Origin of the sequence: Desmospora profundinema (assembly GCF_031454155.1) — a bacterium.
Lineage (GTDB): Bacteria > Bacillota > Bacilli > Thermoactinomycetales > DSM-45169 > Desmospora > Desmospora profundinema.
Genome location: NZ_JAVDQG010000008.1, coordinates 42,488 through 54,988, shown reverse-complemented (window position 1 = coordinate 54,988; position 12,501 = coordinate 42,488). Strand labels below are relative to the sequence as shown.

Here is a 12,501-nt window from a genome sequence, read left to right as displayed (position 1 = left end):
CTAACGGCGGCGCGGGCTTCTGACGTTGATTTTACCTAGCATGTCCCGCGTTAGGAACCGGTTTAGCCCTGGGATATAATCCCGGAAGCCCATGTCATACTGCTTCGTAGCTGGGTCCCAACGCTTGGCGCTGTAGCGATAGGAGTTGTACACATCCTCATCCGGGTTCCCCGGGTCCGGTTTATCCACTCCAGTGAAGGCCTTTTCGTCATCCTTCCCGTAAGCGGTGTAACCATAGTGGCGCGGGTGTTCCCATTCTCGTCTGTGAGCACTTCCACGTCCGTCCGGGTGTTGTAGCCGTAAAAAGAAACTTCCTTCGATCCGTCATCCTTGTGGATCACCATCGACAGGCGTTCGCCCCAAGGCGTGTACTGATAAGACTTCTGGATTACCCCTGCTCTGAGATCACTTCGCCGGATAAGCCGAGGTCGGTTGCCGATTGTTCCAACAGCCACTCACCCGTCGTTTGAGCATGTCCCACTTGAAGACATAAGCTTCCCGCTTGTTGCCCGAATCGCTTTGGATCGGGGTTTTCACCTGGGCTTGGACGGTGACCGTCTCCCCAGGCGCAAGGTCATGGGGTAGGACTGTCTTTAGCCAATTACCGGTTTATTCGCCTGAGGAAAGTAACCGCAGAATATCATTTCTTTTAGCCCCAAGTTTTCGAGCTATGTCTATAGGTGTGTCCCCTGCTAGGGTTTTTATATTTTTTCTTGCACCATATTGTAGTAGTAACTGAGCGACTTTTATTCTCCCTATAAATACGGCGTAATGAAGAGGTGTCCATCCCCCTTCATCAGTTAAATTAGGGTCTGCTCCTTTCTCTAACACAAACTCTAACATTTTAATAGCCCCCGCTTTTGTTAGTTCATGCAATACTGTTCCAAACACAGGATCAACAAAGTTTATTTTCGCTCCATAATTTAATAATAGGTGTATAATTTCCTTATAATCAGTTATGTCTTTTCCTTCCCTAAAAGCATGTCCACAATATCTTGCGGCAATCAGAAGTGCAGTTGCTCCTCCTTTGTTTTGATTATTACAATCCGCTCCTGCCTCTACAATAACTTTAGTTAAATCTACATGCCCTTTCATTACAGACCTCATTAATATGGTGAATCCCTCCTCATCAGCAAGATTGGGATCTCCTCCTTTATCCAGATAGCACTTAACTTCCTCTACATTCCCTGTGGTAATTGAAGAAAATATATCTTTTCTCATACTTTCACCTCTTTTTATTTAATAAAATGCCAGGCAAAATAACCTGGCATTTTATTGTATTATTTAATTACGTATGGCCATATTCTAACCGGCCCCAAATCTCCCAATTTATTACCATCCAAAGTGACTGTTTGAATTCCATGTTCTATTTCGAACTGATTGGCCGAAAAGTGCTTAGGAGCTCTAGCAGAAGTTAGAGTATAGGGTCCATCTTCATATCTTTTTTGTGCTTCTTCTCCATACTTTATCGCTCCTGCTCTTGTGGTCGAAAAATACTTCTCCTCTCCCATCCCCCATTTATTCCTATAATAACCCACTTTTCTGAGATCTTCTAGTTCTTTAGGTTGAACAACTCGCCAAAAAGTAGTGTAATTATCAGAATCATAAGGAGGGAGTTTCTTTATTCCGTCACCGCCACTAGCCCCTCTCGCACCAAACCCAAGTACAGAGCCAACTGCCTTAAAAGGTTTAACTGGGGTCATGGCAAGATTAGCCGCAGATTCGGAGCGCGGTTTCGACTCACCAGTCCAAAAATCCTGCCCGCCGATTAGGGACATTACATCGGCGAAAGTTCCCAACCAAGTCAAATCAGCGAATGGTGCGATGGCTTCAGTAGCTTCTTGCCTTAAAGCTTCTCGTTCCTTGTCATACGCTTCACGCTTTTCCGCATCCTGAATATGATCCGGATTACAACTGAGAGGCGGCGCACAGATGGAATCGTGTCCATCCAATTCCACGCGGGAGACCGGGTTCCCACCGGTAAAGGCATACCGGTTCATCGTCCAGGGATCCATGCCCAGGCTCATATCCGCCAGGGCCCCGTTGTACATATCACGGGTGAGGAATCGGTTGATTCCCGGGTCGTAGTCCCGGAAGCCCATGTCATATTGGCCGGTAGCCGGGTCAAAGCGCTTCGCACTGTAGCGGTAGGGATTATAGATCTCCTGATCCGGATTGTTGGGATCCGGCTTGTCCACTCCGGTGAAGGCCTTACTATCATTTTCGCCGTAAGCGGTATAACCATAGGTGGCGCGGGTATTTCCGTTCTCGTCCGTGAGCACTTCCACATCGGTACGAGTGTTGTAGCCGTAGAAGGAATCCTCTTTCGAACCATCCTGGTTGTGCTTCACCATGGACAGGCGCTCGCCCCAAGGCGTGTACTGGTAGGACTTCGTGATCTCATCCGCCACTTCTTCCGAGATCACATCTTCCATCAGCCCCAGATAGTTAAAGTGAGTCGTTTTCTCCTTCGAATAATAAAAAAAGACTGCTGACCTCTACTTTGTCAGCAGCCTAACTATCAATCATTGATTATTATTCTGTTACATGTCCTTCTTTTTTCGGGGATAAGTAAGTGCAATTTCAATTCGCACAGATTTACTTCCCGGCTCCCCTACGTTTCTCCTTAACTCGTTGGCACATTTACGGAATTCCTTTTTCAATTCCTGTGAAGAGACTTTTCTGCCCTCATAAATAAGAGGGTATTTTAGCTTCTCACTAACCTGTGTAACACCGTCTACGAATAAATCGATTGTATACACCGGTAACGTAGCCAGAAGATACTCAAACTTCAACTTATCCCACTCGCAAGGTTCGTCATCGAATTCATCTTCAATTGCTTCAATCTCCTGCCCATCTTTATAGACATCGACAGAAACAATATTCTCTGACTGCCAATTCGGATGTTCACCTGTCCGTTTTAAGTAGTAGAAACCGTCATCTTCTGTATATCCCAATGGCAGTAGTGCCTCTGCAAGTTTACTACATGGCTGAGGTGATGAGGGAATCAGAAATACTTCTTTCGACTCATGAAGGTAATCATACTTCACTACCGTATCCCCCTAGTGGTTGAAACTCCCGACACATGACGATAAGGGTCCACTTCTGCATGCCAATCTGGCGTTAATTCACGCAAATTTAATGGGGAATTATCCCCGCCATGCCTTCGTGGAATCACATGATGTAGCTCCCTTGACTCCATATTACCAGTTCTCGGATTAAAGTCCAGTGGGGCATTACCTTCTTTCATTCGCCTCAAGTTTTCCGTTTCAAATTCCCCTGTATTCTTTGATTCAAACCATCGATTTTTCCAATACCTACTCTGAACAGTTCCCCAGTCAGGATTCCCACCATCTGGCAATGGCTTATCAATCGCATCGCCTTTTTTCCATCTCTGAAACTTAACATCAGTTCTATTAGCCCCTCTCGCCCCAAACCCAAGTACAGAGCCAACTGCCTTAAATGGTTTGACCGGGGTCATGGCAAGATTAGCCGCAGATTCGGAACGCGGCTTGGACTCACCAGTCCAAAAATCCTTCCCACCGATTAGGGACATCGTATCCGCGAAAATTCCCAACCAAGTCAAATCAGCGAATGGTGCGATGGCTTCAGTAGCTTCTTGCCTTAAAGCTTCTCGTTCCTTGTCATACGCTTCACGCTTTTCCGCATCCTGGATGTGATCCGGATTACAACTGAGAGGCGGTGCACAGATGGAATCGTGTCCATCCAATTCCACGCGGGAGACCGGGTTCCCACCGGTAAAGGCATACCGGTTCATCGTCCAGGGATCCATGCCCAGGCTCATATCCGCCAGGGCCCCGTTGTACATATCACGGGTGAGGAATCGGTTGATTCCCGGGTCGTAATCCCGGAAGCCCATGTCATATTGGCCGGTAGCCGGGTCAAAGCGCTTTGCGCTGTAACGGTAGGGATTATAGATCTCTTGATCCGGATTGTTGGGATCCGGCTTGTCCACTCCGGTGAAGGCCTTACTATCATTTTCGCCGTAAGCGGTATAACCATAGGTGGCGCGAGTATTTCCGTTCTCGTCCGTGAGCACTTCCACATCGGTACGAGTGTTGTAGCCGTAGAAGGAATCCTCTTTCGAACCATCCTCCCCGTGTTTCACCATGGACAGGCGCTCGCCCCAAGGTGTGTACTGGTAGGACTTCGTGATCTCATCCGCCACTTCTTCCGAGATCACATCTTCCATCAGCCCCAGATAGTTAAAGTGGGTCGTTTTTTCTTTGGCGGTACCTACCTTATCTGTCTGGGTCACCTTCCGATCCAGCGGATCATAGGTGTATTTCGTGGTGGTCGTTGTAGATCCGTCGTCCTCCAGTTTGCGATACTCCCGGATGCGGTCGAATCCGTCATACTTGTATTTCTCTACCTGTTTCCCTTGACTGGTAGCAGTGTCCAAGCGACCGAAGGGATCATAGTTATAGCTGACCGACGCCCCATCTACAGTCGCAGACAACAATCGGTTCCGGTCGTAGCTATACGTTGTCTGCGTCCCGTCCACGTTCTGTTCGACCACATTGCTATTGGCATCGTGGACATAGGTCTCCGTACGGGCATTGTCTCCCGTCTTCTCGTACTTCGTCACCCGGTCACGGGGATCATACTCGTAGGTGAGTGTGCTGTTTACCGTGTTGCCATCGGCGTCCACCAGTTTCAGGACATCCTTCGTCCGGTGACCGTTAGCGTTGTAGGTGAGGGTGTGTTCATTCACCAGGTTACCGTTGGATTTCTTCTCCACCTGATGCTGAAACAGTCCATCCAGATAGTAGGTGTAGTCCACGGTGTTGCCGTTGGCTTTGGTTTCTTTTTTCTTCTGGCCGTTGGGCGTGTAGGTGTAGGTAGTCACCTTAGGATCGGCGTCGTCGGCGGATTCCTTATGGGTGACTTCTTCCACCAGGTTGCGCCCATCGTAGGCGTATTCAGCAATCTCCCCGTCGTGGGTCCGCTTCACCGGGTTGCCGTTGGCGTCATAGGCGAAGGTGGTGGTGCGCTGGGTGTCGCTTCCTTTCACCTCTTCTACCTTTTCCACCTGGTTGAGTTCGGTGTAGTAAACCCGGTAGATGTCAATAGCGGCTTCGTCGCTGGTATCGGTCATTTCGACGAGGTGGCCGTTGACGTCATAGGTGTATTCAAACTGCTTGTTCTTGCGGGTGGGTTCGCCTTCCACCTGCCGCACGAGCTTGACCGCATCGGCGATGACAGTGCCGTCGGCTTCGTCTGTCAGGACGATGGAGGCGTCGTTGCCTTCTGTAAAGGCATAGGTGCCCAGTTCGTTCCACTGGCCGCCGTTTTCTTTCTGATTGACCGGGATCGTCTCTTCGCCCCCGTCGTAGTGAACCGTGTAGGGTGCGTCGGTGGCCCGGTCATTGCCGCGGGCGTACTTCACATAGACGGTGTAGTCTCCGTCCTGCGGGATGTTGAGGTTCCAGGTGAAGGTATCCTCACCGGTGCCTTTTAAGTTGTACTGGTAGTTGATCCCGTGATAGCCCTTCACGTTGGTGGAGGCGGGCCAGTTGCCCTCGCTTTCCGTGTTCTGGGTATCCGTGTTGTCCACCAGCACCACCGGTTGGTCTTCCGGGATGCCTTCGTCCGACTTGGCTTTCAGTTTGCCGTCGGGGTAGTAGGCCCAGCCCATGGTGCGGGTGCTGCCGCCGGCGCTGGTCAAGGTGCGTTTCGTCTGCAAGCCCAGTTCGTTGTAGTCGTAGGACGCCTGGATATCCCACGGATCGGTGCTGGTTTTCACCCAGCCGTTGTCAAAGTGGGTGTAGACGGTGTCGTTGCGCACGCTCTGCCCTTCCGAGGGCGGGGCGCTCACTTTGGTCACATTGCCCACGACATCGTAGGTGTAGACGGTTTTCTCCTGGGCCTGATGACGGGGATCGGAGCTGGAGGGATCATGGGGGAAGATCGTTTCCTTCACCCGGTTCAGCTCGTCATACACCGTCTCTTCCGTAAAGGCGTCATCCACACCGGATTCGGTTCCACGGGGGGTGATCACCTTGGTCTGGTTGCCCACCTTGTCGTACTCGTAGCGGGTGATGCGGTCTACGCCGTCTTTATGGGGCACTTTCGTTTCCGACACCAGACCGCGCTCATCGTAGGTGACGGTGGTGGTGGTGCCTTCCTTGTCAGTCACCTGGGTGCGGTTGCTGTCATCGTCGTACTGGTACTGAACCGCATGTCCCGCGGCGTCGATCTCTTTGGTCACCCGGTGGTTGAGGTCATACTCGTAGGTATGGGTGAAATCGTCCGGGGCGTCGGTTTGGTTCCCTTTCGGTTCCGTCACTTTTACCATGTTGCCGACGTTGTCGTAGTCGTAGGAGATTTTCTCTTCCTTGGCGTTGGTGACGGAGGTCAGCTGGTCGATGGCGTCATAGGCGTATGTCGTGGTGTGGGTGGTGCCATCACCGGCGTTCCCCAAGGGTTCCGTCTGCTTCTTCAGGTTGCCGACGGGATCATATGCAAAGGTCGTTTTCCGCTCCGGCGAGGTAGCCGTGTCCTTCGGTGCCACCTGGGAGGTCAGCTGATCGGCGGCGTCATAGGTGTAGGTCTGTTTGGCGCCGTTGGGAGCCGTCTCTTCGACGACGTTGTCGTTTTTGTCATAGACCGGAGCCGGGGTCTCCATGTATTCACCCGCATCCTGGTCTTTGGGGGTTTTGGATTCCAGCGGCCGGTTGAAGATGTCGTAGGTGTAGGTGCTGGTTTTCTCGTTGGCATCGGTAATGGCCAGCACTTCTCCCCGGTCGCCGTATTGGGTCTCGGTGGTGTTCCCCAGCGCGTCGGTGATCGTCAGCGGATAGCCGTTGGGGTCAAAGCCGTTGTTCTCCGCTTCCGGATCCCCGTAGACGGTGGGGTTGCCGTTGGCGTCGGTGGCTTCATGCAGGAGTCCCTTTCCATGGTAGGTATAGGTGGTCTCATACCCCTTGGGATCCGTCACCGTGGTCAGGTTCCCCTGGGCATCGTAGGCGAAGGTGTGAGACCGGCCTTCCGGACTGGTCTTCTTCACCAGATCCGCCACGTACCCGTTCAGGGAGTATTCGTACTCCATCGTCATCGAGTTCCGCTCAGACTCCGGACGGGCGTTGTTTTCCGCGTCGGTCTGGGTGAGCGGCAGACCATTGCCGTCATAGGTCCAGGTGGTGACGGCTCCATTGGGCTCCTTAAGGCGATCAACGTTAAAGTCGGCGTCCCAGTGGAGTTCGGTGGTCTCCCCCTTGGCGTTGGTGATCCGCTCGGGGTTACCGAAGCCGTTCATGCGATACAGGGTCTCCCTCTCTTTGGCGTCGGTCACCGTCGCTTCGATCACAGAGCCTTGAGAGCCGTCGATATCTTCATAGTCAAATTGCGTCACACCGTCGAGGCGGTCGGTCAGGGCCTGGAGTTTCCATTTATTCGGATCCCCCGGCTCATAGTAATCCAGCTGGGTATCGTTCCCCCTCGGATCGGTGATCTGGATCAGTTTGGTGTTTTTGTTGGTGTTTTGCGTGTTGTAGGCGAACTGGAACGTCTTTGCTTCCTCATCGCCATCCCCATCCACAAACTCCACCAGACGCCCTTTATCATCATAGGTGAAGGTGATGGTGCGACCGGCGATATCCGTGATCGATTTCACCTTGTCGATGATATGGGGGTTGTTACCGACACCCTCGTCCCCTTTGGCGTAGTACTCCAGGGTGAGGGACTGGCGGTTCGCTGGGTCGGTGATGTATTGCAGGAATTTGGTCGGCTTGTTTTGCGAGCGGCGCTCCTCATAGGTGAACAGCATCTCGTTGCCGTTTTTATCCCGAATCGCCGACAGGAACCCGACATCGTCAAAGAAGAACTGGGTCCGGTCGGGACGGGTCATCACCCATTTGCGGTCGGTGCCGCCCGCATCATACAGCTGCAGGTACAGATGAACCCCAGGCGGTGTTTTAAATTCACCGGTATCGGAATCGTATTCAAACTCGTGACTGGTACCGTCGCCGTCGGTCAGGGTAATCTTGCCGGAACGCACCCGTCCCTCGATCTCGTCGATCTTAATCGGATGCAGATCCAAAGGGGTCCCGAGGCGCATCAGACTGGTGGCGGACAGGGACCAGCCGTAACCCAATACCGAATCGGAGGTGTCCAAGCTGTTGTAGGTGAAGCGCACAAAGCTGGCCAAGCCTTGACCCGGGTTGTGGATCGGGTTGTAGCTGAAGACGGTGTTGCCGGCATACAGGTTGTTCATCACGGTGGAGCCGGCTCCGGTGTTTTTCCCTACGTACTGATAAAACTTCTCCAACCCGAGCTGGTCGGACTTGGGGTCTTCCACGATGATGTTTTGACTCAGGGTGGGAATGCCGGTCTCCCCTTCGGAGAGCCAGAGGCCGCTGGGACTATGATACAAATCCCACAGGAGAACAAAGGCTTCCCGCTTGTTGCCGGAGTCGCTCTGGATCGGGGTGCGGACCTCGGCGGTGACGGTCACCGTCTCCCCGGGAGCCACATCATCTGGCAAATCGGTGAAGAGCTGATTGCCGCCGGTGGTTACATCGGTCCCGTCCGGCAGCATCCAGTGGTAGGACAGCTGATGACTCCCGGCTGTCCAGGTGAACTGGGTCGTGTTGGTCAGCGTCACCTCGATGTTGTACCGATCCCCTGGAATCATGCGCGACGGGGTGTCCGGCGCGTAGTAAGTGCCTTGGTCCGGGGTGTCGGTGTAGTAGATCACCATCCGCGGACGCAGGCGGTCCTCACCGCCGGCGTTTTGCTCATCGCCGGCTTCGCTGCTAAGGAAAAGGGTATTGTTTCCGTCGTTGGATTCAGTTTTCCGCTTCAGCAGGAAGCCGTGGTTATCTGCCGCGCCGTTGACCCAGTCCTGGACGGCATCGGTCGTGTTCCAGCTGTGCCAGCGCAGGGCGTTGCCAAGGCCGGTTCGACTGCCCAAGGGAGTGCTACCCATATCCCCGCCGGCACTGGACCAGGCTGTGCCCGCCTTGGCCTCGTTCCAGGTGGCTTCTTCCTCTACAAAGCCACGGGTGAGGGCGTAGGCTTCCACCTCACCGGGGTTGCCGTTGGCCAGCCACGCCCACAGATCGAGATCCGCCCGGAGAATGTTGGTATTTACGGGAATCCCGGTGAGATCAAACTTCAGGACGGGACGGGTCGCTCCATAGGTGTTGCTGTGCCCCACCTGGAGCCAGGGTTTGTCGTCGGCGCCGAAGCGGTTGAGGTTGGTATTCGGTTGAGAAGAGGACAAAGTGGTGTCCGCTTCGGCTCCGCGCAGGATCTCCTTCACTACGCCAGCCTTGGGCAGGCGGGTCAGGATCTCGTTGGAAGGCAGCAGCGTTCCATCTTTGGTCTTCACGACAATCTTGTAATAATAGGCGTCCCCGGAGAGACCGTTTTGGTCTGCGGGGGCCGGTCTGGCTGTGGTATCCGTGTAGGTGACTTGCCCCTTCTTCCCGACGGGCGCCACCAGTGTGGACCGCGACGGGGTGAAGTTTTGCCAGATGCTGCGGTGCACCTGATACTCAGCGAAATCCTCACCGTCGTACTCGCTCCAGTGAAGTTCCGCCCCGGTGCCGTACACTTTGCTCGGATCGTCCAGGGTGACGGAGGGATCCCCGTAAGTGATCACCAGCTTGGGCCGGATGCGGTGTTCGTCATCCCGCTTGCCCGCCATATAACGGGGGCCGCCCTGTCCCATGGTGGATTCATCCTGTGCTTTCACCATGAGCCCGTGGTTGGATTGCGGATCGTCCACCCAGCGTTGGACGAGATTTTGCACCGAGTATTGGTGCCACTCGTGATTGCTGTTCTTCTTCTTGGTGGCTTCTGCGTATTTCGTGAGGCGGATGGCATCGGCAATCACATAACCGTCGGCATCGTCGGAGAGAACGACGCGATGGGTGTTGCCAGCGTCAAATTTCCATTTGCCAATGGGTTGCCACTCACCGCCGCCGGTTCGTTGATCGACCCGCTTAGTGGTGGAACCGTCAGCGTGGTGGACGGTGTAGGGAGCGTTGCTGGCCCGGTCGAAGGCGGAGGCATAGTGGACATCCACCTCATACGTGCCGGACTCGGTCAGGAACGGTTTCCAGGTGAAGGTGTCGGAGCCGTTCCCTTTGGCGTTGGGCTGGTAGTTGGACCCGTAGTAGCCCGAGACGTTGCTGGAGTACGGCCAGCTTCCCACCCAGGAAACCTTGTCGGAATCCTCGTTGTCCACGATCTCCCGGTTATGGGCCACTCCGGCATCGATCGTCCCGCCGGGTTCCGTCCACGCCACGCCGGATTTGGCCTCGTTCCAGTTGACTTCGGATGCGGTCCAATCCTGCTTGATGCCCCGTACTTCCAAGGGGACATCTTGGGAGTTGGTGGTATGGATCTGGTCATAGTAGAGGGAGAGCGTCGCCGAATCGATCCGGGTGCCGGGTTCGATTCCGGGGATGTTAAATTTCAACAACCCCCGCACCGCTTGGGAATTGGTCGTTCCCACAGAGATGTACGGATTGTGGTTGAAGTTGGAACCGGAACCCGTCAGGATATAGGTCTGCTGACTCTGGTTCGGGTTTGGCTGGATCGTGATGGTCGGGTCGATGATGACCGGATATTTCCGATCCTTCGCCTTCAGCCATTTTTCATCCGCCGTGACGGTGATGGTGAAATTGGATCCTTTTTTCTCCACCTTTTGCGTCACTTTATCGCTCCACACCTTGCCGTGTGGTGATTCGGGATCGTCCTGATCGTCCATCATAAAGGGAGCCGGCATGGTAAAGACGACTTCGCCGGAGGATTTGCTGATAAAGGCGATGAAGCCGTCCTTGCGCTCTTCCGCTTCCACTCCGCCCATCTTCAGACTGAAGGTGTAGACGGCTTTCTCCGGCACCTCATGGAGCACGATCTCCTCTTTGAGGGAGTTGGAAGTGACGGTGTACACCAGATCGGTGTGATCCATTACGCCGGGATACGTGATAGTGTCCGCTTTCACCTTGGGTTTGAGTGTTTTCTCTTTCACCCCGTCCATCCCCATGGTGAGGTGGTAGCGGCCCCACTTAAATTTCATCAGCTGGTCCGGTTTTTTGCCGAAATAGCTGTGAAAGGCGTTTTTGCGGTTAGCAAAGGCGAACCCTTTCTCGCTGTCGGAGGCGTTGATCTTAGTGTCGATCTCTTGCCACTTTCCTTTGCCATCCCGATAATGAACGGGTCCGGAAGCGATCTCCGCCTGAACGCGGCCATCGGACAGCTCAAAGAATTTGGCATTCTCTGTCCGTTGATCGGTTAGTTCCCGTTCCTTTTTAGCCTTGGGAAGTTTTTCTCCTTTAGGCGTTTCATCATGGCGGGGCAGGACTTGATCCGCCCGTTCCTGGGCGACGCGTTCCTGCTTTTTCTCTTCCGATTCAAAGAAGCCCCAGAATCGGTCCCACCAACTGTCTTCCTCTTTTTGCGGTTGAGTTGCGGTCATCGCCGCCAGGGGAGAGGCCGTCCCCAGAATACTGCCCCGGGTGGAATCCCGAACAGGATCAGAAGATGAGTCCGTTTGTGCCGCCCAGGTTTGAACGGCTTCCACAGCCCACACGGGTGCGGGCAGAAGGCTGGTCCAGACGAAGATGCCCAAAAAAAGAAGAAGGGCTCCCCGCCGCAAGTGCTTCAAACATCGATGCATGCTGCGTCTCCTTTCTTAAGAAAAAAGATAATAAAAAACGGTGACCCATACTCTATTCGACATATTTTGCACTACTCCTCCTATAATCCAAAAAAATATGTTATTTCTATTTAACTGTTACGAATACGGAAATAAAATGCTAATATATTGGAGCTATATTTAAATTAGAATTATATATTATAAATTTTTAATATATAATTCATAAAATATTGGATCCTAATGGGTGTAAAAGGATTTGAAATGGGGAACTATCCTTTTTTGAGGGAGATTTTGTGATATCCATCCCGGATGAATGGATGCCTCTTCCACAACCGCTTCCCGGTAATCTCTTTCCTTATCCAAACAAATAGACCAACCCCTGAGGATTGGTCAAAATATTTTCCGGTCGATTTACCAGGATCCCTCTTGCTTTCTCCACCACGCCATCAACCCGATTAACCCCGCTACGTGGACACACATTCCCACCACCCACACCGTCCAAAACACTCCGCTTCCTTCCGCCAGTAAAGCCTGCACCGCCCAATACGGCGGCAACAGCATCGCCACCCATTGCCAGGCTGGATCAAGGAAATGGACGGCTGCAGGAGCGGCCAGGGCGGCGGAGGCGACTTTGGACCAAGCCAGACCTTCCACCCGATTCCGGGCGATAACCGCTAAGCCCAGGGTAAGGAGCGGAAAGGGAGGTCAAGAGAGCAGTCAGGATCAGACGAAGCGGCTCCACCGTCACCCATCCGGTCATCGGCGCTGCCAGGATGACCAAAACCGTAGAGGCCGTCGCCGGTAACACCAGTCGGCCGATCAGGTATTCCCGCCGGGAGAGCGGGGTGACCGCCAACACGCGTAACACC

5 protein-coding genes and 1 pseudogene are annotated in these 12,501 nt (G+C 53.5%); all 6 read right to left on the bottom strand.

Annotation, left to right across the window (positions count from 1 at the left end):
- The 6 genes and pseudogenes from JOE21_RS17825 to JOE21_RS17920 all read right to left on the bottom strand — a co-directional run bounded on the left by JOE21_RS17825 (position 1) and on the right by JOE21_RS17920 (position 12,491).
- On the bottom strand, positions 1-321 hold the full coding sequence (locus tag JOE21_RS17825) for an RHS repeat-associated core domain-containing protein (protein ID WP_374709396.1): 321 nt from the start codon (positions 319-321) through the stop codon (positions 1-3).
- 288 nt (positions 322-609) lie between these two features.
- Entirely contained in the window at positions 610-1,221 is a 612-nt protein-coding gene (locus tag JOE21_RS15415; RefSeq protein WP_309868134.1) for an ankyrin repeat domain-containing protein, read from the bottom strand.
- A gap of 59 nt (positions 1,222-1,280) precedes the next feature.
- Positions 1,281-2,435, bottom strand: coding sequence for an RHS repeat-associated core domain-containing protein (locus JOE21_RS15410; protein ID WP_309868132.1), 1,155 nt, complete (start codon positions 2,433-2,435; stop codon positions 1,281-1,283).
- A gap of 108 nt (positions 2,436-2,543) precedes the next feature.
- Positions 2,544-3,050, bottom strand: coding sequence for a hypothetical protein (locus JOE21_RS15405; protein WP_309868131.1), 507 nt, complete (start codon positions 3,048-3,050; stop codon positions 2,544-2,546).
- Positions 3,050-11,653, bottom strand: a complete 8,604-nt coding sequence (locus JOE21_RS15400; RefSeq protein WP_309868129.1) for a golvesin C-terminal-like domain-containing protein — start codon at positions 11,651-11,653, stop codon at positions 3,050-3,052. The genes JOE21_RS15405 and JOE21_RS15400 overlap by 1 nt, the downstream gene beginning before the upstream one ends.
- A 390-nt stretch (positions 11,654-12,043) precedes the next feature.
- Positions 12,044-12,491: pseudogene (locus tag JOE21_RS17920) on the bottom strand (Rv2686c family ABC transporter permease subunit).
- Positions 12,492-12,501 lie beyond the last annotated feature (10 nt).